This is a genomic window from Prauserella cavernicola, from assembly GCF_016595675.1.
GTDB lineage: Bacteria > Actinomycetota > Actinomycetes > Mycobacteriales > Pseudonocardiaceae > Prauserella_A > Prauserella_A cavernicola.
In genome coordinates, this window is record NZ_JAENJH010000015.1 from 1 (window position 1) to 21,027 (window position 21,027).

Annotated in this window: 18 protein-coding genes; 9 read left to right on the forward strand and 9 right to left on the reverse strand. The window is 70.3% G+C overall.

Annotation, left to right across the window (positions count from 1 at the left end; translation table 11 throughout):
* Nucleotides 1-3,936 (forward strand): DUF6531 domain-containing protein (locus JHE00_RS33140; RefSeq protein WP_200325924.1); only part of this gene is annotated, 3,936 nt, incomplete at its 5' end.
* Nucleotides 3,937-3,943: 7 nt separating this feature from the next.
* Here the strand turns inward: JHE00_RS33140 and JHE00_RS33145 are convergent.
* Both JHE00_RS33145 and JHE00_RS33150 read right to left on the reverse strand, forming a co-directional pair.
* Nucleotides 3,944-4,321: a hypothetical protein gene (locus JHE00_RS33145; RefSeq protein ID WP_200325926.1), complete on the reverse strand. Its 378-nt coding sequence runs from the start codon at nucleotides 4,319-4,321 to the stop codon at nucleotides 3,944-3,946.
* Nucleotides 4,318-4,845: a PadR family transcriptional regulator gene (locus JHE00_RS33150; protein WP_200325928.1), complete on the reverse strand. Its 528-nt coding sequence runs from the start codon at nucleotides 4,843-4,845 to the stop codon at nucleotides 4,318-4,320. Before JHE00_RS33150 ends, JHE00_RS33145 begins: the two co-directional genes overlap by 4 nt.
* Before the next feature lie 99 nt (nucleotides 4,846-4,944).
* Between JHE00_RS33150 and JHE00_RS33155 the strand changes: the two genes are divergently transcribed.
* On the forward strand, nucleotides 4,945-5,901 hold the full coding sequence (locus tag JHE00_RS33155; RefSeq protein WP_200325930.1) for a YihY/virulence factor BrkB family protein: 957 nt from the start codon (nucleotides 4,945-4,947) through the stop codon (nucleotides 5,899-5,901).
* 14 nt (nucleotides 5,902-5,915) lie between these two features.
* Here JHE00_RS33155 and JHE00_RS33160 read toward each other — a convergent pair whose 3' ends face one another.
* Nucleotides 5,916-6,881, reverse strand: coding sequence for an alpha/beta hydrolase (locus JHE00_RS33160; RefSeq protein WP_307832218.1), 966 nt, complete (start codon nucleotides 6,879-6,881; stop codon nucleotides 5,916-5,918).
* 222 nt (nucleotides 6,882-7,103) lie between these two features.
* On the opposite strand from JHE00_RS33160, the gene JHE00_RS33165 reads away from it, so the two are divergent.
* Nucleotides 7,104-8,015, forward strand: coding sequence for an alpha/beta fold hydrolase (locus tag JHE00_RS33165; RefSeq protein ID WP_200325932.1), 912 nt, complete (start codon nucleotides 7,104-7,106; stop codon nucleotides 8,013-8,015).
* A 76-nt stretch (nucleotides 8,016-8,091) separates the two neighbouring features.
* Here the strand turns inward: JHE00_RS33165 and JHE00_RS33170 are convergent, their stop codons facing one another.
* The 6 genes from JHE00_RS33170 to JHE00_RS33195 all read right to left on the reverse strand — a co-directional run bounded on the left by JHE00_RS33170 (nucleotide 8,092) and on the right by JHE00_RS33195 (nucleotide 15,257).
* On the reverse strand, nucleotides 8,092-8,889 hold the full coding sequence (locus JHE00_RS33170; protein WP_200325934.1) for a S1 family peptidase: 798 nt from the start codon (nucleotides 8,887-8,889) through the stop codon (nucleotides 8,092-8,094).
* 269 nt (nucleotides 8,890-9,158) lie between these two features.
* Nucleotides 9,159-11,057, reverse strand: coding sequence for a WXG100 family type VII secretion target (locus JHE00_RS33175; protein ID WP_200325937.1), 1,899 nt, complete (start codon nucleotides 11,055-11,057; stop codon nucleotides 9,159-9,161).
* A complete protein-coding gene (locus tag JHE00_RS33180; RefSeq protein WP_200325939.1) occupies nucleotides 11,054-11,371 on the reverse strand; it encodes a hypothetical protein in 318 nt (105 codons plus the stop codon). Before JHE00_RS33180 ends, JHE00_RS33175 begins: the two co-directional genes overlap by 4 nt.
* A complete protein-coding gene (locus JHE00_RS33185; RefSeq protein WP_200325941.1) occupies nucleotides 11,368-11,898 on the reverse strand; it encodes a YbaB/EbfC family nucleoid-associated protein in 531 nt (176 codons plus the stop codon). Before JHE00_RS33185 ends, JHE00_RS33180 begins: the two co-directional genes overlap by 4 nt.
* 318 nt (nucleotides 11,899-12,216) lie before the next feature.
* A complete protein-coding gene (locus JHE00_RS33190; RefSeq protein ID WP_200325943.1) occupies nucleotides 12,217-12,873 on the reverse strand; it encodes a response regulator transcription factor in 657 nt (218 codons plus the stop codon).
* Nucleotides 12,870-15,257: a sensor histidine kinase gene (locus tag JHE00_RS33195; protein WP_200325945.1), complete on the reverse strand. Its 2,388-nt coding sequence runs from the start codon at nucleotides 15,255-15,257 to the stop codon at nucleotides 12,870-12,872. Before JHE00_RS33195 ends, JHE00_RS33190 begins: the two co-directional genes overlap by 4 nt.
* 219 nt (nucleotides 15,258-15,476) lie before the next feature.
* On the opposite strand from JHE00_RS33195, the gene JHE00_RS33200 reads away from it, so the two are divergent.
* The 6 genes from JHE00_RS33200 (at nucleotide 15,477) to JHE00_RS33225 (ending at nucleotide 20,963) form a co-directional block, all read left to right on the forward strand.
* Complete coding sequence (locus JHE00_RS33200; RefSeq protein ID WP_200325947.1) at nucleotides 15,477-17,171, forward strand: M48 family metallopeptidase; 1,695 nt, start codon at nucleotides 15,477-15,479, stop codon at nucleotides 17,169-17,171.
* On the forward strand, nucleotides 17,092-18,111 hold the full coding sequence (locus JHE00_RS33205; protein WP_200325949.1) for a DUF4034 domain-containing protein: 1,020 nt from the start codon (nucleotides 17,092-17,094) through the stop codon (nucleotides 18,109-18,111). Before JHE00_RS33200 ends, JHE00_RS33205 begins: the two co-directional genes overlap by 80 nt.
* 24 nt (nucleotides 18,112-18,135) lie before the next feature.
* Nucleotides 18,136-19,026 (forward strand): hypothetical protein, encoded by an 891-nt coding sequence (locus JHE00_RS33210; protein WP_200325951.1) that lies wholly within the window; start codon nucleotides 18,136-18,138, stop codon nucleotides 19,024-19,026.
* Nucleotides 19,027-19,038: 12 nt separating this feature from the next.
* The gene (locus JHE00_RS33215) at nucleotides 19,039-19,383 is read left to right on the forward strand and encodes a hypothetical protein (RefSeq protein WP_200325953.1); all 345 of its coding nucleotides are present in this window, start codon (nucleotides 19,039-19,041) and stop codon (nucleotides 19,381-19,383) included.
* A gap of 115 nt (nucleotides 19,384-19,498) precedes the next feature.
* Complete coding sequence (locus JHE00_RS33220) at nucleotides 19,499-19,933, forward strand: hypothetical protein (protein ID WP_200325955.1); 435 nt, start codon at nucleotides 19,499-19,501, stop codon at nucleotides 19,931-19,933.
* A 163-nt stretch (nucleotides 19,934-20,096) separates the two neighbouring features.
* On the forward strand, nucleotides 20,097-20,963 hold the full coding sequence (locus JHE00_RS33225; protein ID WP_504739433.1) for a DUF72 domain-containing protein: 867 nt from the start codon (nucleotides 20,097-20,099) through the stop codon (nucleotides 20,961-20,963).
* Nucleotides 20,964-21,027: the final 64 nt, after the last annotated feature.

Sequence of the window (21,027 nt, forward strand, 5' to 3'; positions counted from 1 at the left end):
GCGTTGAAGAACATCAAGGGCGGCAAGATCGACACCCCGGACGGGGTGCGCAGCGGACCGGACCCCAAGCCCGGCAACACCGACATCAAGGGCGACAAGTACGACGGCCCCGGCAACAACGGCGGCAGCACCACCAGTAGCAGCGCCGACGGCGGCAAGACCGACCCGCCGCCGCCTCCGCCGCCCAGAAACGACCCGCCGAAGAGCGACACCACGGGCAACCCGCCGCCGGGCGGCAACCCTCCCCCTGCGGGCAATCCGCCCCCGCCGAGGAACGAGACCAACAACGGTGGCAACCGGCCGCCCGACTACGACGCGCGCGACCGCGCGCTGCCGGACGGCTCCAAGACCTGCGTGACGGACCCGGTGGACGTCGCCACCGGCGAGGTCCTCATGACCCAGGTGGACCTGGTCCTGCCGGGCGACGCCGGCGACCTGGAGCTGTCGCGCACGCACCTGTCGTCCTACCGAGCGGGCCGCTGGTTCGGCCGCTCCTGGGCGTCCACAGTGGACCAGCGACTGGAGTTCAGCGGCGACCGGGTGCGGTTCTACTCCGAGGACGGCATGGTGCTGGTCTACCCGCTGCCCACCGGTCAGCCGGTGCTGCCGTTGGAGGGCCCCCGCTATCCGCTGTGGCGCACGCCGGAGGGCTACCGGCTCTCCACCGGCGAGCGCGAGCTGGACTTCGCGGGCGCGGGCCGGATCGCGGCGCTCACGGCGATCGAGCAGTACGGCAGTCGTACGGAGTTCGCCTATGGAGCGGACGGCGCGCCCACCGCACTGCGCCGCGACGACGGCACCGAGATCCGCTTCGGCACCGCCGACGGCCGCGTGGTGACCCTCGGCGCGCCGGGTGCCGCTCCGCTCGTGCGCTTCGGCTACAACCGGCTGGGCCAGCTCAGCGCGATCGCCGACTTCGAGGGCCGCCCGATGCGGCTGGACTACGACTTCGAGCACCGCCTCGTCGGCTGGCAGGACCGCACCGGCACCTGGTATCGCTACGTCTACGACGCCGAGGGCCGTTGCGTTCGCACCGTCGGGGCCAACGGGTACTACAACTCGGCGTTCGCCTACGAGCCTGGCGTCACCCGCTACACCGACGCGCTCGGCCACACGTGGGTCTACCGGCTCAACGAGGCGCGCCAGCTCGTCGAGCGGATCGACCCGCTGGGCGGTTCCCGCCGCTACGTCTGGAGCCGCTACGACCAGCTGCTGTCCCAACTGGACGAGCTGGGCCGCGAGACCAGGTACGACTACGCGGGCGGCGAACTCGTCTCCGTCACCAGGCCGGACGGCTCGGTGGTGGCGATCGCGCCCGCGAACCAGGGCGAAGTGCGCATGCAGGCGGGCGAGGGAGACGCCGCCGTCCACCGCCTGGTGCCCGCGGCAGACCCGTTCGCGGGCGTCCCCGGCGCCGCGCTGCCCGCCGAGCACGCCGTCGCTCCCGACCCGCTCGCCGACGAGCAGGCGACGGACGCATCGGTGCGCCCCGAGGAGCGGGACCTGTTCGGCCGTCCCCAGCTCGTCCACACCGCCTCGGGCGGCGCGGCCAGGCTGGGCTGGACGGCACAGGGTCGCCGGTCCTGGCGGATCGGCCCGCACGGGCACCGGGAAGCCTGGATCTACGACGCCGAAGGCCAGGTCGTGGAGTACCGCGACGCGGCTGGCGGGGTGCGGCGCCGCGGCTACGGGCCGTTCGGCCTCGCCCTCGAGGACGTCGACGCCGCGGGCGCGCGCACGGTCTACACCTACGACGGTGAGCTGCGGCTGACCTCGGTGACCAACCCGCAAGGCCTGACCTGGCGCTACGACTACGACGCCGCGGGCAGGCTGGTGGAGGAGACCGACTACGACGGTCGCCGCCTCACCTACGACTACGACGCGGCCGGGCAGCTGCGGATCATGACCAACGGCCTCGGCCAGCCCACCGTCTACGACTACGACGCGCTCGGCAACCTGATCGAGCGGCGCACCACCGAGGAGGCCACGCGCTACGCCTACGACGCGCTCGGCAGGCTGATCTTCGCCGAGAACCCCGAGTCGCGCCTCGAGCTCGTCCGGGACGGGCGCGGCAGGGTCGTCGTCGAGACGGTCAACGGCATCGGCGTGTGCTGGGACTACGGCGGCACGGTGCTGCGCCGCCGTACGTCGTCCGGTGTGGACAGTGAGTGGAGTCTCGACCCCGCGGGCCTGCCGCGGTCGCTGCGGATCGCCGGGCACGGCATCGAGTTCGAGCACGACGCCGTCGGCAGGGAGATCGCCCGCGGTGTCGACGCGGTGCCGGTACTGCGGCGGCGGTTCGACGCGGAGGACCGGCTCGCCGAGGAGGCGATCGCCGGGATCGGCACGCGCACGTACGGCTACCGGCCCGACGGCAGGCTCGCCGCGGTCGACGACACCACGCGGCCGTGGCGGTTCGCGTTCGACCAGGCAGGCCGCGTCAGCGAGGCACGCAGCCCGGAGGGCGTCGAACAGTTCGCCCACGACGCGGCGGGCACCATCGTCTCGGCCGCCACTCCCTGGGTACCGGGTCCCCGCGTCCACCGCGCCAACACGCTGCTCTCGGCGGGTGGCACCCGCTACACCAGCGACGAGCAGGGTCGCGTCACCGGACGCCACCGCACCGGCCCCGACGGCGAGTGGTCGTGGACCTACTCGTGGGACCAGCTGGACCGGATGCGCGGCGTCCGCACGCCCGACGGCGCGCGCTGGACCTACCACTACGACCCGCTGGGCAGGCGGTTCGCCAAGCGACGCTGGGTCACCGGCGCCGGCGGCGACCCCGAACTCGCCGCCGACACCCGGTTCCTGTGGAGCGGGTTCGACCTCGTGGAACGGGTGGAGCGCGGCGCGGACGGCTCACACCGCATCCTGACCTGGGAACGCCATCTGACCGACAACCGCCCGATCGCGCAGGTCGAGCAGACCGGAGCCGAGACGCGGTACCGCACCGTGATCACCTCGCCCGCGGGCACGCCGACCGAACTGCTCGACGAGCACGGCGCGCTGGTCTGGCAGGACCGCAGCAGCTTCTGGGGCGCGCCGCTGCCCGGCGCCGACACGGCGGCCGTGCCGCTGGCCTTCCCCGGACAGCACCGCGACGAGGAAACCGGGCTGCACTACAACGTGTTCCGCTACTACGACCCGGAGACGGCGCGCTACCTCAGCCAGGACCCGCTCGGGCTCACCGCGGCGCCCAACCCCGTCGGCTACGTCGCCGAGCCGCTGCTCATCGGCGACCCGCTCGGGCTCCACGGCTCGTGCGGCAAGACCGGCGGGCCGGACGCCCCGAAACGGCCGGCGCCGGACGACTTCGAGGTGCCGCCCGCCAAGCGGCAGGACAACGGCGTCGACGTGCTGCGCATGACGCCGGAGGAGTTCAACAAGTTCAAGCCCGAGCTGGACGGCATGATGAGGGCCGACAAGCACTTCTTCTGGTCCGGCGGCTACAAGCAGGGACCCGGCAACCCGGACGACAAGTACCTGCACTCGATCGAGTTCAAGGCCAACCAGGTCGCCAAGGAGCACGGCGGCAACACCCTCGAGGGCCTGATCGCCGACAACAAGCTGAAGATGCCCGGCTGGGTCGACCAGAAGATGATGAACGATTCGGACAAGGGCTTCTGGTCGCACAGCGATCACGGCAGCTCGAACCAGGACCAGAAGAAGTTCGTCTCGGAGAAGTGGGACCACGCCTCGGAAACGTTCGCGAAGAACTCGAAGGACGCCTCGGAGACCCACGTGGTGTTCCCGGACAAGCCGGGTGCCCAGACCAGCACGGGTACCGACAACCCCGGCGACATCTACGACTACCGCAGGCCCGACAACATCTTCGACAAGATCGAGTACCCGAAGCTCGAGGAGCAGGGCATTCCCGTCACCGAGCACAACGCCGAGACCGGGGCGACGCGCCCGTACCAGAAGCCAAACCCCTGACCGGGGCTCACGCCAGTGCGATCACCAGCACGCTGAGGGTGAGCAGCACGCTGACGGGCGTCTGGACGAGGCGCTCGCGGGAGCTGCGGGACAGCGCGTTCAGCACCACGCTGAGCGCGCAGTAGGCGAGCAGGAGCCAGGTCGCGACCACCACCGTGGTCGTGCCGCCGCCGGGCAGCAGCCCGGCCCTGCTCGCCAGCAGCGCCGCGAAGCCGAGGTAGAGCACGATCGCCACCGCGGCGGCCCGGCGCAGCCGCGGTGTCGGCACGCGCGTCTGCCCGCCCCAGGCGTACTCACCGACGGGCAGGCCGCCGATGATCAGCACCTGCATCACGGCGAGGCCGGCCAGCAGCGTGAACGCCGCGGCCAGCGCGACCGCGGTCACCGCTGCCCGCCGGGGGTGACATCGCGCAGCAGCTCGTCGAGCCAGCTCACGACCTGCTCGGCGGAGCGCACGCCGTAGTCCGCGGTGGCTCTCGGGTACCTCGACTCCGGGCCGGCGCCCTGAGCCCCGGCCTGCACCGAGCGAAGATCCTCGAGGTCGCCGAGCGCGCGGGCGCGCAGCGCGAGCAGCACGGCCCGCCGGTCCTCGGCGCGTTCGAGCCGGCCGAGCAGCAGGACCCGCGCCAGCATCGAGGCCTCGGAGTCCTCGGCGGGTGCGGGCCGCAGCATCCACTCCCGCCAGGCCGCCGTTCCCTGTTCGGTGATCGCGTAGCGCTTCGTGTTGCGCGCGGTCGCCGCGCTGGCGAGCAGCTCGACGTGGCCCGTGTCGTGCAGCTGCCGCAGGGCTCGGTGGATGCTGCCGTAGCTAGCGGAGTAGATGTGGCGCAGACCCGACGCGAAGCGGGAGTGCACGTCATATAGCGACAGCGGCTCTGCCAGCAACAATCCGAGAATCAGGAACTTCACGCGGTCCAATATATCTCAGAGAGATATGGTGGCGTGACGATCTCGGCGTCCCGGTGTCTTCACCACGACGAGAGCAGGCAGGAAGGGTGTGCGCGTTCCATGTCCCGAATCCGCAGGTTGTGGCGCCGCGTGTCGCGGTCGCGCGGGTGGCGCCGAGCAGGTCTCACGCTGGCCCGCTACCGCGAGCGCGACGGCGACCACTACGCGGCCGCGGTCACGTTCTTCACGCTGCTGTCGATGGTGCCCCTGCTGATGATCGCCGTGTCGGTCGCCGGGTTCGTCCTGGCGGGCGACCAGGCGCTCGCGACGCAGTTGGACCGCGCACTCGACCAGGCCCTGCCCGCGGCGGCCGCCGACCAGATCTCGGTGATCATGAACGTGGTCGTGGAGGAACGCGGCAGGCTGGGAGTGCTCGCGCTGGCCGTGTGCGTGTACTCGGGCTGGAACTGGATCAGCAACCTCAGGGACGCGGTGACCGCACTGCTCGGCCAGGCCCGCGAACAGCGGCCCATGCTGCGCACCGTCCTTGCCGACGTCGGCACCCTGCTCGGCGTGGGTCTCGCGCTGCTCGTGTCGTTCGGACTGGCCGCGCTGACGGGCGCGGCGGGAACCCAGCTGCTGGCGTGGACGGGCCTGGCGGGCACCACCGGCGCGCACGTGCTGCTGGTGGCGGGCTCGCTGCTGCTCGGACTGGTGGCGAACTGGCTGGTGGTCGCCTGGTGCCTGGCCAAGCTCCCCCGCACCCGGCGACCGGTGACGGAGGGACTGCGCGCCGCCGCGGGCGCGGCCGTGGGACTGGCCGCGCTCCAGCAGGCCGGCGGTCTCTACATGCGCCTGCTCGGCCACTCCCCCGCCGTTGCCACGCTCGGCGCGCTCGTCGGGCTCTTGTTGTTCGTCTACCTCGTGGTGCGCTGGCTGATGCTGGTGACGGTGTGGACCTCCACGCGTGAGGAACCGGCCGACGGCGGCCTTGCGTCCGAAGCGGGCCACGCGAGCGCGACGCTCGCGGCGGGCGCGTCGGCGGGTGTGGTCCTCCGGACCCTGTCAGGCCGGTGACCCGGCCCTCGGGCTCAGCGCCCGAGGACCCTCCGGAGCCACGGCACCCGCGCAGCGCGGGCCGCGGCCGAGATCGCCGCATCCGGAGCCAGGAGGTCGAACCCGTGGAAGGCGCCCGGCCAGACGTGCAGCTCGGCCTGTCCGCCCGCCTGCCACAGGCGCGTGGCGTAGTCGACCACCTCATCGCGGAAGGTCTCCGCCGAGCCGACGTCGAGAAACGTCGGCGGTAGACCGGAGAGGTCCTCGGCGCGCGCGGGCGCGGCGTACGGCGAGACCTCGGCCGTGCCCCGCTGATCACCGAGCAGCGCGCTCCAGCCCTGCTCGTTCGCGGCGCTGTCCCAGATCCCCAGCCCCGTCATCTGCCGCGCCGACACGGAGTCGTTGCGGTCGTCGAGCATCGGGCACAACAGCACCTGCGCCGCGAGGGTGGGGCCACCGCGATCACGGGCGAGCAGGGCGGTCGCCGCGGCGAGGCCACCGCCCGCGCTGACACCGGCCAGCACGATCGGGCCCGGCGCGAACTCCTCGGCCGTCCACAGCAGACCGGCGTAACAGTCCTCGACCGGCGCCGGGTGCGGGTGTTCCGGCGCGAGGCGGTAGTCCACCGAGACGACGGCCAACCCGAGCTGCGCGGCCCAGCCGAGGGCGAAGGCCACGTCGGGGGAACGGTTGTCGCCGACGATCATCCCGCCGCCGTGGACGAAGTAGATCACGCCGGTCGCACCGCTGTCCGTTCGGCAGACGAGCAACCCGAGCCGGGACCCATCGGACCGGGGCACGCTCACGTCCTCGATCTCGAAGTGCCCGTCGCGGCGCAGTTGCTCGTCGGTCAGATCGCGTTCGGCGTTCTCCGCCCGGCGAGCGGCGAGGTCCGCATCCGGCGAGCGCTTCGACAACTCCTCCCGCAGTTCCTCCAACGCCACCGCGAGTTCGGGATCGAACGGCGGCGGCGTGAGCGCTCCTTCGGCGTGTCCCAACACGAAACCTCCAGTGAAAACTGTGCCCTCGCGGCACGGTCAAGTCCTGCGATGTCCCTAAAGGACATTGTGCCCGCACTGAAGCCTGGACGGCTCGTCCCCCGTGGGAGCTACATCCGGGTGTCCACCGCGAGGTGACGACTCCGGGACGCAGAATCCGTAGTTTTCATTACGGCCGCAGCACACGAACCGCGGTGGTCGCCGCAGAACTTCCAGGAGAACTCGATGAACCGCAATGTCAAAGCATCCGCCGTCTTCGCGCTGGCCGTCAGCGTTGCGGGTGTGGCACTGACTGGCTGCGACGAAGGCTCGACCGCCGAGCCGAAAGCCCCCGCCTCCGCCGCCGCGTCCGAGGAGCAGGGCGAAGACCTCGTCACCGGAACGCAGAAGATCCAGGTCGAGGGCTCGTCGGTGAACGTGTCCTGCACCGGCGAGGCAGCCGAGGGCAAACCGGTGATCATCCTCCTGCACGGTGGCGGAGACTCCCTCGACACGTTCGCCGACCTGCAGAAGACACTCGGCGAGCAGGACCGCGTCTGCTCCTACGACCGGCTCGGTGCCGGCGCCAGCGACCAGCCCGACGGACCGCAGTCCTTCGACAGCACCGGCGCCATCCTCACCGGCGTGATCGACCAGGTCGCCGGCGACGCCCCCGTGGTCCTCGCGGGGCACTCCCTCGGCGGCCTCATCGCGGGCCGCTACGCGCCCGAGCACACCGACCGCGTCGCGGGCCTCGTGCTCCTGGACGCCACCTCCCCCACCCAGATCGCCGACTTCGAACGCGAGGTCCCCGCCGACGCCACCGGCCCCGCCGCCGAGGTCAAGGCCCAGACCCTCGCCATCTTCGAGGGCCAGAGCCCCGAGCAGCTCGTGATCCCCGACGCCGAGGTCGGCTCCGCCGGCGACATCCCCGTCGAGGTCATCCAGCACGGCAAGCCCTACCTCTCCGCCATCCCCGAGTACGGAGCAGGCCTCGAGCAGGCCTGGGCCGACGGCCAGGAGAAGTGGCTGGCGCTCTCCAGCAACAGCAACCTGAGCTCCGCCGCCAACAGCGAGCACTACATCCACGTCGACGAGCCCGACGTCGCGATCGACGCCATCCAGCGCGTCGTCTCGGAATCGGCGAAGTCCGAGTAACGAGCCGGCCCACGAGAAAAGGCCTGCCCCGGCGTCCGGCGCCGGGGCAGGCCTTTCTTCGTCGCACCACTCGTGCTCAGCGGCCGACCTGGTGCCGGATCCAGTCCACCACGACGTCCACCCTGGCCAGGGTCTCCAGTCCAGGCTGGGGACAGTCGGGGCCGGTGCTGACGGTGGCCACGAGTGTCCCGGTCCGGTCGTCGTCGGACACGAACAACGGTGCACCCGAATCCTGTGGGCAGGGACTGTTCTCCACGGTCCGGTCCACAGTGGATTCTGCTTCGACGTTGGCGGAGTCGAGGTCGACGACGACGAACTCTCCCCTCTTGATCCGCGGCGTCGGCTTCACCTCTGTCGGGGAGAGCGAACCCCAGCCGACGAACCGCAGCTCCTGGCCGACGGCGGGTTCGGACTCGGGCAGCGCGAGCGGCACGACGTCCTCGACCGCGCTGTCGAGCTTGGCCAGCGCGATGTCGTTGACCTCGGACTGGCGCACGTCGACCACGGTGGTGACCTGGCCACCAGGGTCGTCGACGTCCAGCTTGCCCACGGTCACCTCGGTGGTGTAGACGGGTTTGCCGCTGCGGCGCACACCGTTGCCGTCGTGGAAGCAGTGCCCGGCGGTGATGATCCAGTCCGGCGCGATCAGCGCACCGCTGCAGCCGCCGGTGCGGACACCGCCACCTGGCTCCGGGATGTCCGGGGAGAACAGCTTCGCGTTGAACGGCAGCTCCGGTGGCGGCTCGGCGGGCGGCGCCTCGGCCTCGATGTTCCTGGGTTCCGGCTTCTCGGAGACGGCAGCGGCGGCCTGCTGGCGAGCGGCGGGCGCCCGTCCGACGGCCGTGACGAGAAACGCGAGAGTAGCCCCCATCATCACCGCGACCGCGAGAGCACCAAAGCCGAGACCCCTACTCCTCCGCTTGGTTCTATCACTCACATAGGTGACACGCGCGGCCGAGCGCGCCGGGTTCGTGCGGTCGGCTTTCCCGGGACGGAAGGGCAACCCTCCCGTAACGGCACAGCTACGGACGGAGATCGGTCACCGGAGACGGTGCGGCACAAAGAAGTCCCGCCGGAGTGGAAGGAACTCCCACTCCGGCGGGACTGTTGTCGGAGCGTCGCCGCGAGGCAACGACCCCGGACCTACTCCTCCTCGTCGTCCAAGGCCTTGTTGACGCCGGGGGTGATACCCCGGATCAAGCTGGAAAAGACTTTGAAGCCGGCCGCGGTCCAGGAATGGGTCGGCGACGTCAGCGTCTTGCCGATTTCCTCGAACTGGTGCACGTGCTCGGGTTTGACACCCGCCTTCTCCAGTGCGTTCGGCCCCAGTCGCAGGATGTCGTCGATCTTCTGCGTGTACGCGTTGACCTGGTCAGGAGTGACCTGTCCGGGATTCTCCCTGGCGAACTTCTCGAGCCCCTCCCTGAACACGTCACGAGTCTGTTGCGGGCTCTCGGTCAGCCACTTCCAGCCCCCGTTGCCGTTGCCCTGGTTGCCGCCGTTGCCGCCGCCCTGACCGCCGTCCTGGTTGCCCCCGTTGCCGCCGTCCTGGTTGCCGCCGCCCTGACCGCCGTCCTGGCCGCCGCCCTGGTTGCCCCCGTTGCCGCCCCCGTTGCCGCCGCCGTTGCCGCCGGGGCTGTCGCCGGGGCCGTTGCTGCCGGGCGTCGAACCGCCACCACCGTCGAGGGCGTCCGAGATCGAACCGCCGCCCTGGCCGCCGCCGTTGCCGCCATCCTGGCCACCGCCATCCGGCGTGCTGTTGCCGCCGCCCTGGCTGCCGTCGTCGGGAGTGCTGTTGCCCCCGCTGCCGCCATCCTGGCCGCCACCATCGGGTGTGCTGTTACCGCCGCCCTGGCTGCCGTCGTCGGGAGTGCTGTTACCGCCGCCCGGTGGGTCCTGGTTCTCAACCGCGTCGAAGAACTCGTCCTGGTCACCGTTGACACTGTCGGTGTCCTGGCCGCCACCCTGGCTGCCGTCATCCGGCGTGCTGTTGCCACCGCCCTGACTGCCGTCATCCGGCGTGCTGTTGCCACCGCCCTGGCTGCCGTCATCCGGCGTGCTGTTACCGCCGCCATCCGGTGTGCTGTTACCGCCGCCGCCGTTACCGCCGCCGTTGCCGTTGACATCCGGCGGGTTGCCGGTGTCGCCACTCGGCCGCCCGCCACCACCACCGCCGCCGCCACCGGTGGGCACCGACCCGGCGGCGTCGCCGACCGCGTCGGACGCCGAGCCGCCGGCACCCTTGGTGCTCGAACCGAGGTCCGAGAGCGACTTCGCGACCTTGGTGACCTTCTTGACCACGTTGGCGATCTGGGTCCCGATCTTGGCCATCGCGATGCCGACCGTCGCCGCGACGGTGCCGAGGAAGATGCCCACCGACGCACCGAAGGTGAACGGCATGGCCGCTAGTGCGGCGAGCGCACCGGCGATGATGCCGCCCAGCACACCGGCGGCGAGGTCACGGATGATTCCTCGCACCGCGCCGACGACGGCACCGACGATCTCCATCGTCTTGCCCGTGCTCTCGAGCGATTTGCCCATGCCCTCGAGCAGGTCGGCGAGCTCACCGGTGCTCTTGTTGAACTGGTCGGCCCCGTCACCGGACCAGGACTTCATGAGGGATTCGAGGTTCTTCTTGAGGTTGGCCGACCACTCGTCGACCTTCTCCTTCTCGCCCTCGAGGGCCGCCGCCGCCGTGGAGATGCCCTCGGGGTCGCCCATCGTCAGGTCGAGCGGGATCCGGAACGGCGTGACGTGCTCGATGAGCCAGCCGATCCCGGCCGCGAACACCGAGCCCAGCGGGTCGATCACCAGCCCGAGAACGTCGAGCGCGAGACCCGCCGACCCGATACCGATCGCGACCTGGTCGTTGTCGTCGCAGGCGATCTTCAGCTGGTCGATCGTGTTGATGATGCCCGCGCCGCTGGTGCGGGTGTCGTCACTGCCGACCAGGTCGCCGGGGTCGTGCCAGAAGTCGTTCTTCGAGTACGTGTCGTTGTCGGAGTAGTCGTTCGTCTCTTCTTCTTCTTTTGTCTCGCTCACCAGACGAACTCCGACATCTCGTCCTTCACGCTCTGGTCCTGCTCCTCGTAGGATTTGGCGGCCTTGTCCAGCTTTTCCCGGTGCTTCTCGAGCGCCTCGCCGAACTTGTCGAAGCCGTCGGCCGAGTCGTCACAAGCCGCACTCGCGGCCGCGCCCATGATCTGGCCGAGGAAGATGCCGAACAGGCCAGGGTCGGCGACCATGCCCCTCAGCAGATTGCGAGTCTCGCGCGCGTTGTCCGCGACCTCGTCCAACTTCTTGCCGAACTCGCCGAACGCCTCGCCCGGATTGTCCGCTGTGAACCCACCGCTCACCAGGGGTTCACCTCGTCGTCATCGGTGTTGTCCCGGTTGGGGCGGCGCCGTGGCTGAGGTCCAGCCGACGGCGGCGGCGTTGTCGGCGGCTTCGGCTGCGGAGGAGGCGTCTCCTCCGGCTCGGGATTCTCGACGAACTTGTTCTGGTCGACGTCGCCACTCTGGCCCGCTGCGGGGTCGGGAGGCAGGAAGCCCCGCATCATCTCCAGCACCTCGCCATCTCCCATGATGGACTCGACCGATGCCGCCACGGCACGCGCGGTCTGGCTCTGCGCCTGCCGCACAGTGTCCATAATGGTCGCCGAAAGTCTGGCTTCTCCCAGTTCACAAGCACGCTTGCCGAGCTGGATGTTGCGCAGACCACCGTTGGGCTCCAGCGAGACCGTGACGGAGCCGTCCCGTGACGTCACAGTTGCCGCGGCCGACGCGAACGCGTCCTGCAACTCGTACGCCCGGTTCTTCTGCTCCTCGACCTGCCTCTCGATGTAGTGCTGGAGGTCCTCGCCGGGCCTCAGGTTCGGGTCCACACCTGACTCCTTGAGATCGCTGGAACGTCTGCGCTCACCGCCGCCGCACACTGGCGGCGGCAGTGAGCCCTCATACTCGCACGAAACACATCCCAGGCGCGCGAATGCCGAAGGCGAACGGAAACCGACCCACTCGTCACAAATGAGTGCCCAATGAGGACGAGAACTCGCCTGCCCACCCCATCTGACCTGCCGACGTGGTCCGAACAACGGCACTCTCGCCAGAATCGCCGAACGGACACTCGCGGATGAATGCGGGGCTCATTCGCTCACGCCGGCACATTCTTTGCGTGTGCGAAAAGGTGCGGCTGGAACCGCTCAGAGGTCCTCGACCTCGACCAGCCCGTCCTGGACAGCGCGCGCCACCAGACTCGCCTTGGTCCGCGCCTCGCGGCCGACGTTCGCGTACTTGATCCGCACCCGGTCGAGGTACGAGTTGACCGTCTTCACCGAGATGCCGAGCCGCAGCGCGACCAGTTCCTTGGACTCCGACTTGAACCACTCGATGAGCACGTTCTCCTCGCGTGCGGAGAGCGCGGGACGGTCGGGGCGGGCGTTCGTTCCCAGCGCACCGGCCAGCGCGGGCGGCACGTAGGGCCGCTCGTCGGCTGCCGCCAGCGTCGCCTCGACCAGGTGCTCCCTGCCCTCGCTCTTGGCCAGGAAGGTCGCGGCTCCCAGGTCCAGACATTTGACCGCGGTCTTCTCGTCGTCGCGCATCGAGTAGACGACCACCTGCCTGCCTGCGTCGACGAGCCGGCGGAGGCTACTGAAGGCGAGGCCCTCCTCGCCCAGCTGCAGGTCCAGGAGTACGACATCGGCCGAACTGCCCGGCTCGACCCAGGCCTCCTTGACGGAGCCGCCCGACGCGACCACGGTGACGGGTCGTCGCGATGCGGCGTACCACGCCTCCATGCCGGAGAGAATGGCGGGATGATCGTCGATGATGACCACTGTGACCGGTGCGTCATTACTCATGTCGGGTCACTCCCGGAGACCGTCGATTTTGTCCAACTGGCTTCCACCCACACACTCCCGCCGAGTGCGGTTCTGGCCACGGACACCGCCGCATCCGGCGTGCTGCGCCGCGGCCCGGCAGTGTCTCCCGCGCTGAGGCCGTCGGCACAGTCCGCGCTGACCACACTCACACAGACCTCGCGACTGGTCCACACCACTGTCAGCCGCGCGGTCGAGCGGGTACGGCCCAACGCGACGGCCACCGGGTCGACCAGCTCCCTGCGTACTTCCACGGGCACATCGCCCGGCTGGCCTCGCACGGCCAGGTTCACCGTCACCCCCTGGTGTTCGACCACCTCGACGCAGGCCCGCAACTCGTTCAGCAGCGGGTCCGAGACCGAGTCGCCCTCGGCGAACAGGCGGCGCATCCGAGCGGCTTCCACGCCACAGCGCAGCCTGACCTCCTCGTCGTGCGGGCTGAGCACGCCGTGGCCGAGGCCGACGAGCAGCGGCACCGTCGTCGCCGTCAGCGCGCGGTAGCGCTCCTTGTGGTCCTTCTGCCTGTCCTCGTTGATGCGTTCCCGGAGGCGCAGTTCCTCCTCCCGCGCGGCCGCGGTCCCCGCGATCGGCGCCGTGTTGTGGAACACGCGGGTCAGCACACCGACGGAGAGCTGGAATCCGCAGTTGGACACCGTGGCGATCCCCAGCACCGCTGCGGCCTCGGCCGTCGGCGACGCCGACAGCAACACCACGACGGCGTTCAGTCCGACGTGCACTCCGAGGAACACCGCGAACACCCTGACCCGCAGGTCCGCCAGTAGAAACAGCGCGTACCAGCCGATCAGCCCGAAGGCCCAGTCCTCCGGCCCCAGCAACCGCTCCGCGGGCAGCGTCAACGCGCAGGTCGCCGACACCGCCAGCACGGCGCCCAGGCTGCACCAGCGCACCATCGGCGGGATCGGCCTGCCCCGCAGCAGATACGCGGCGCCGGCCACCGCGACCACGAGGAGACCGACGAAAGCCGCCGTCTGGGCCCACCCCGGGCGATACACACTCTGGTAGGCCGTCAGCTGGTGCAGGGACAAACTGAACTGCGACACCAGGCTGATGAGCAGCGCGGCCAGTTGTGCACCGAACAGCAGCTGCTTGCGGATCAGGTTGACCGCGGCGGACTGCGGCGCCGGTGCGTTCTGCGGACGCTCGACGCTCTCGTCACCCGCCCACGCCGCGCGGGCCCGGTCGTGCCAACGCCAGTGCACGCGGGTCCCGCCGCCGGGCTGCGAGGTGACGGACGCGGAGCCTCCGACGGCCTCCATCCTGCCGATGATGGAACCGGAGACGCCCCGTCGCCTCGGGGAGACCGACGCCGGGTCGAATCCGCGCCCCGCGTCGGACAGCTCGACGACGGTGCCGCCCTCGTCCATCCAGGCCCTGAGCTCGGCTTCCCGCACTCCGGCATGGCGAGCCACATTGCTGACCGCCTCCCGGACCCCGTTGAAGATCGCGAGTCCCGCGCCGGAGGGGAGCACGAGCGGACCCTCGATGTGCGTCGTGAGCCGCACCCTGTTGGGTCCCTCGCCTTCGGGCACGCAGCTCAGCAGCGCGGCGAGGTCGATGCTGCCGGTCTCGAATCCGGGTACGGCGGACAACGCCTCCAGGTCTCGTCGGGCGCGCTGGGGCAGCCACGACCAGTCGCGGCCGTCGCCGTGCGAGACCGTGAGCAGCGTCGCGTTCGCCGTGTCGTGCAGGGTCGCGAGGTACTCGCGTTCGGTCGCCCGCCTGGCGGCGGCGGCCTCGGCTTCCCGGCGCGACGCCGCCCTGGCCGCGGCCGCCCGGTCGGCCGAGCGGGCCCGGGCCCTGACGATGAGGAAGGCGGCTCTCGACAGCCCCGCCGGGATGAGGATGCGCACCAGGGCCGACACCTCGAGCCCCGGCGAGGACAGAATGTCGGCCAGCGCGGTGACGGCGAGACCCAGCCCGGCCAGTGCGATCCCGGTCGTCGGGCGCGCCGCCCACTCGTGCTGGAAGGTGATGGCACTGATGCTGATGATCGCCGCGACCATCACCTCGACGCCCACACCATCGAGCGCCAGCTGGGACAGCCCCGTCAGTACCAGCGCGGCCGCGTCGAGTGTCCAGAGCAGAGCGAACGGGAGCGGGTTGCGCAGCGAGTAGAGGCGCACCCCGCAGAAGAGCAGCACGGGCAGGAGCAGCGACACCGCCAGGGGCAGCTGCGCGGTGTCCACCGAGAGGACTCCCAGCGCACTGCACAGGAAGACCACACCGGAGCGCAGCCACACCCCGTACCGCTCGAGGGTGCGGGTGACGAGGCGTTCGCTGAAGCCGGGGCCGTCCGACGACTCGGCGGCCCGAGCACCGGTTCCCTCTCGCCCCCCACGCCGCACGGGGTCAGGATAGTTGACCGTTGGACAACGGCCGCTGGTGTGTGGGGCAAACGACCCACACACCCGGAGGGCGGCGCAGGTTACCGTGCCCGACGTCCCCCGGCGAAGTCCTGGCATCCGGTATCCGGAGTCTGCCTCGACCACGGGGTAGCTCCGTGCGGTCGACGCACTACTAGGGACAGAAGGACGAGCAGTGCACTATTCGGTTACGCGTCGTCCGTGAAGCTGTTCTCGCGCACGCTGTCCTGGCTGCTGCTGGTCAGCATCGTCCCCGTGCTGATGATCGTGATCATGAGCGCCCTGATCGCGCTCAACGTCTACGCGTTCATCGTGTCCCCGGTGACCGCCGTGAAGATCGCGATCGGCGTGGTCCCGACCGTGCTGGTGCTCGGCCGGGGGCTGTGGGTGCTCGCCTCGAAGATCGACAACCCGGTGCACGGCGTGCCGGTGTCCGAGCACGAGCAGCCGCGACTGTGGGCGATGGTCCGCGGGTTCGCCCAGGTCGCGGACACCAGGCCACCGGACGCGATCTACGTGATCGAGGACGCGAACGCCGCGGTCATGGAGGACACGCGCCTGCTCGGCCTGATCTCCACGAAGCGGCACCTGTTCATCGGTGCCCCGCTACTCGCGGAGCTGAACACGGCCCAGTTCGCGGCGGTGCTCACCCACGAGCTCGCGCACTACAGCAACCGGGACACCCGCTTCGCCGGGATCGCCTACCGCAGCCGGCGCGCCTTCGCGCACACACTCGCCACGCTGAACGGCGGCGACGCTCTCCAGCGTGGGCTGCACTTCCTGCTCCGGCACAGTGGCGCACCCGCACTGCGCGTGGGCGCGGACCTGAGCAGGCGACAGGAACGACTGGCGGACGAGGCCTCGGCCATCGCGGTCGGCTCGGCGGCCACCATCACGGCGTTCCAGGAGCTGGCTCCGATCGCCGTGTCGTGGAACCAGTTCCGGAGCAATCACCTGGTCATGGGCTGGTCCGCGGGCTACCTGCCCGCCGACCCGTTCGGCGGGTACCGCAAGCTGCGCGCTTCGCTGCACGACGAGCAGGCGGCGCTGCGCGCCAACCCTCCGAACGAGTCGGATCCCTTCGACACACACCCGCCGATGCGCGAGCGGATCGCCGCCATCGGCGCGCTGGGCGCGCCCGGCACGGTGCGGGTACCGGCCGGCAGCGCACTCGGCCTGCTGCGCGATCCGATGCCGCTGCTCGACGCGGCGCTGCTGGCCGAGCTCCCGCCGGAAGCGCGCACCAAGCGGCGAGTGGACTGGCCCACGCTGGTTCGCGTCTGCGGTCTCGCCTCGCTGACCGAGCACACCGGCCGGGTGCTGGCCGCGGCGGCCCGGCTGAGGGCCGGGCCGCCGTCGCTGCGCACGCTGCTCGACGCACTGGACGCGGGACTGCTGACCGAACTGGGCGAGGACCCGGCCGTTCCGTCCGGTCCTGGCGACGGCCCCAGGGTGCGTCGCGAGCGCTCACAGTTGATCGTCCGCGGAGGACTACTCGGCGCGGTCGCGACCGTACTCACCGACGCCGGCGTCGCACGCTGGATCGAGTCGTGGCCATCGGGCGGCGTCCTGCAACTGGCCGAGGAGCACAAGAACTCGCTGTCCGGACTGATCGAGTCGGCAGTGTCCGAACGGCCGGACACCTCGGGCCTGCGCGCCCTGCTCAACGCCGCAGTACAACCACAGGGAAGGCAAGGACATCGTGGCACTTCAACTGGGGACGAAGACCCGCGTCCTGATGGCCATGCGCAAGGAGGCCAAGCGCCACAACGTGTCGTTGAAGGTCTACATGGAGCAGGTGTCTATGGAGGACATCATGGCGTTGATCCACCGGGTGGACCCCACGGCCAACCCGGGCGAGATCATTCCTGGCCTGCCCGACCTGCCGGCCGTTGACGTCACCGGCTGGGGCATGCCGCCCAAGCACGCGCTGAGCACGGACCTCAGCAAGCCCGTCCCCGTGATCGCCGCGGCCGTGGCGGCGGCGAGGGCCCGGGACTGGCGACCGGCCGCCGACCTGCTCAACCGCAGCTACGGCGACTGGGCGATGCGTGCGGCAGCCGTGCACGCGCTCGGCGCGGCCGCCGCGGACGACGGCACCTGGCTGGAAGCGTGGCGCACGGCCACGGGCGACGACCGGCACACCGCGGTCGTCGACGCGCACGGTCTCTTCTGGCTGGCCTGGAAACTGCGCGGCAACAAGCCGGACGAGTACACCTCACCCCAGCAGCAGGACGCGTTCCACCAGACGGTGCTGCGTTCCGAGGCGGCCGCGTTGCACGCGACCAAGCTGGCGCCGGAGGACCCGACGCCGTGGTGCACGCTGATCACGATGGCGCGGGCCCGCAGCTACGACCAGAACACCTTCGGCTCGCTCTGGAACGAGCTACAGGCCCGCGACCCGCTGCACCGCGCCGGGCACGACTTCGCGATGATGTATCTGGCGCCCGAGAGCCCCGGCTCGCACGAATCGTTGTTCGCCTTCGCCGAGCGGGCCGCCGCCGCGTCCCCGTCGCTGGCGTTTCTGATCGTGCAGGCCGCCTACGCCGCCGAGGACTACGACGAGAAGATCTGGCGCGACGCACGCGTCAACCGCGCCCTGGACGTGATGTTGCACCGCCTGGTCACCCCCTCCGGTGGTGTCGATGCGAGCAGCGACCGGCGCTGGGCGGCGTACGGGCTGGTCAGCGCCGACCGGGGCGCCCAGGCGGTGCCGTTGTTCGCCCAGTTGGGCACCGACGCGTCCGGCAGGCCGTGGGAGGATTTCGGCGACAACGCGATCGACGTCTTCGACAGCTACCGACGGCGCGCCTGCGTGGCCACCGGCAACCGCTGACCCACGTCGCCCGAAGGGACCGCCGTGCGCAAGTCCAGCCCCGGCAATCTGATCGGGCACAAGATCCTTGGCGAGGACGGCAGGCTCGAGGGCGGCAAGGGCGGACCCACCGTCTTCTGGTGGATCACCTTCGCGCTGTGCGTGGTCTTCTTCGTCGCCACCCTGCTTCCCGGCGCGGTCACGCTGGTGTCCTGGCACACCGAGCGGCAGCAGGCACAGGTCTCGGACGGGCTGCTCGGCGTGATCAACAACCCGCACGTCTTCGCCTGGACCGGGATGCTCCTGATGTGCGCCATGGTCATCCTGGAGCAGATCCGGCGCGGGCCGATCACCACGACAGCGAATCGACCGGGAAAACCGGCGCCCACGGGCACTTTCCAGTCCCAGGTGCGTCTGCTGCCGACGCCGTTGCACCTGGCGTGGTTCGTCGGGCTCGCGGCGCTGAGCGTCGCACTCCTCGGTCTGCCGCTGACCGTGGAGTGGGACTTCGACATCTTCTTCGTCTGGTACCTGTGGGCCGCGATCATGGTGCCGGTGAACGGCGCCGTCCTCGGCTCGCTGATCAAGAAGATCTGCTACGCCCGCTGGTACCGGCGGCAGCTGGCCGCGAGCCCGGACGGCCAGGTCGTGCGCACGAAGCAGGAGTTCTGGCGCTGGTTCTCCTACCGGTGGCGGTTCGATCTGTGGCTCTGCGGCGCGGCGAGCCTGCTGATCGTGCTGGGCGCGGGCCTCGCGGCGGCGCTCGCCTACATCCCGGCCGACGACTTCGGCGATGCCGACGACATCCTCGCGGCGAGGGGGATCACCATCGTGCTGCTGTCCATCGGCGTGCCCGCGATGACGTTCGGTCTATGGGCGTGCACGCAGTACTGGCGCAGCGGCGAGGAGATCGGGTCGGCGGAGTCCGTCACGTGACGAGGCGAAGCCATGACGGCTGAGCTGAGCTGGCTGGTGACAGCGCCCCGGTCCGGGCGAGCGATCGTCATCGCGCCGGGCGAGGAATCCGGTGTGGACGATGCGGTGACCCGGCTCGACACCATGCGAGGCCCCGCTCCCGCGTGGTCGCGCACCATCGAGCGCACCGGCTACTGGTGGTACGCCGTCTGCATCGCCGTGGCCGTGGCGGTCGTGGTCAGCGGGCTCGCGCTAGCCTGGCGCGCCGCCCGGCCCGCTACGCCGGACGGTCAGGACGCGGCGCAGCACGGTGACGTGGTCGTCGGACGACTTTCGTCGGCGATCCGCCAGGCAATCCGGCCTGGCATATTCCTCTGATGTGCCTCGCGTATTCCGATAAGGACTATGTTTCCGCGATTCACGTTCCGCGCCCGGAGATGAATGGGAAATGGAGGCATGTGGGATGACATGGCGGAAGAGGATTCACGTGGCCGTGGCCGCGTTCGCCGCGGCCGTGGGACTCGTAGCCGCGAGCTCCTCGCTCGATGCGCGCGCCGACGCCTCGTCACCGGCTGCCGGATCGGCCGGGGTGGCCTGGGCGGACCCACAGGTCGCGGCCGACGCGGCAGGCGAGGTCGGCCCGAAGGCGTGGAAGTTCGTTCGGAAGATCCCGGGCGCCAGCTGCTTCGAGCTGATGCGTAACGGCGAGTTCTTTGGTTTGACGAACGTCTGCGCCAGGAATGCGGGCACCACGTTGTACATCAAGAATGTCAGCATTCCGGGTGGCACGTATTCGATGTGCATCGACCAACATCAGATCATGGGCCTCGGCGTCAGGGGCGAGTACTCCGTGCAAGGGCCGAGCAGCTGGCCGGATGGCTGCAAACCGAAGTCGAAGCCGTACATCCATCACACCAACCCGAACTGACGGGAGCACGTACGGCACAACAAAAGGATCCCGCCTACCTGGTGTTCACCCCAGGTGGGCGGGATCCTTGCCGTGAACGCGCTGGCTCAGGTCCGACCCCGAACTCCCTGCCGGGGCCGCGAGTGGAAACAGCTGCCCGGGTAGTAATTTCGACCCACGATCGATGGGAGCTGACGCAGTGGCACGTCTTCATGTCGGTTGCGCGATGTGGACCCACAAGGCGTGGCCAGGGCGGTTCCTGCCGCAGTCACTTCCGGCCAACGAGCGCCTGCGGGCCTACGCCGGGTGGTGCAACGCGGTCGAGGGCAACACCACCTTCTACGCGACTCCCGCGCGGAACACCGTCGCGACGTGGGCGCAGCAGACCGGCCCCGGCTTCCGGTTCGTGGTCAAGCTGCCCAAGGTCGCCACGCACGAGCGCCGGTTCGTCGGGGTCGAGGCCGAGATGCGAGCATTCCTGGACGCGATCGAACCCCTCGGCGCACGGGCGGTCCTGTGGACTCAGCTACCCGGCTCGTTCGGCCCTTCGGACGTCGATGCTCTCGGCCGCTTCCTGCGCCGGCTCCCCACCGACCGGCGGCGCGCCGTGGAGGTGCGTCACCCCGCGTTCTTCACCGACCCCGCCTCGACATCGCTGCTGGAGGGGGTCCTCGCCGACGCGGGCGCCGAGTGGGTGCCGTTCGACACCACCGTCTTCTTCCAGAGCCCACCGGCCAGCGAGGCCGAGCAGGACGCCTGGGCCAAGAAACCGCGGCTGCCGCGGCGAACGCGCGCGCTGACCGACCAGCCGATCGTCCGCTACCTGGGCCGGGACTCGGTCGAGGAGACGGTCGAGGGGTGGCGGCCGTGGACCGCGGTGGTCGCCGGCTGGCTGCGCGAGGGCCGGTCGCCGACGGTCTTCCTGCACACCCCCGACAACAACGACGCGCCGGCGCTCGCCCGCCGGTTCCACGACGACGTGCGAACGCTGGTGCCCGGCCTCGACGCACTGCCCGAGCCGGAGCCGGTTGAGCCCGCGACCCTGTTCTGAGCAGCGGTACCCGTCCGCGGACACACCGAGGTCTGTCAGGGCGAGCAGCCGGCGAGCGCGGGCC

Coding starts and splice junctions, on each gene's coding strand:
- JHE00_RS33155 (WP_200325930.1), top strand. CDS start 4,945: ATGTCCCGAATCCGCAGGTTGTGGCGCCGCGTGTCGCGGTCGCGCGGG.
- JHE00_RS33165 (WP_200325932.1), top strand. CDS start 7,104: ATGAACCGCAATGTCAAAGCATCCGCCGTCTTCGCGCTGGCCGTCAGC.
- JHE00_RS33170 (WP_200325934.1), bottom strand. CDS start 8,889: ATGATGGGGGCTACTCTCGCGTTTCTCGTCACGGCCGTCGGACGGGCG.
- JHE00_RS33190 (WP_200325943.1), bottom strand. CDS start 12,873: ATGAGTAATGACGCACCGGTCACAGTGGTCATCATCGACGATCATCCC.
- JHE00_RS33205 (WP_200325949.1), top strand. CDS start 17,092: ATGGCGTTGATCCACCGGGTGGACCCCACGGCCAACCCGGGCGAGATC.
- JHE00_RS33215 (WP_200325953.1), top strand. CDS start 19,039: ATGACGGCTGAGCTGAGCTGGCTGGTGACAGCGCCCCGGTCCGGGCGA.
- JHE00_RS33225 (WP_504739433.1), top strand. CDS start 20,097: ATGGGAGCTGACGCAGTGGCACGTCTTCATGTCGGTTGCGCGATGTGG.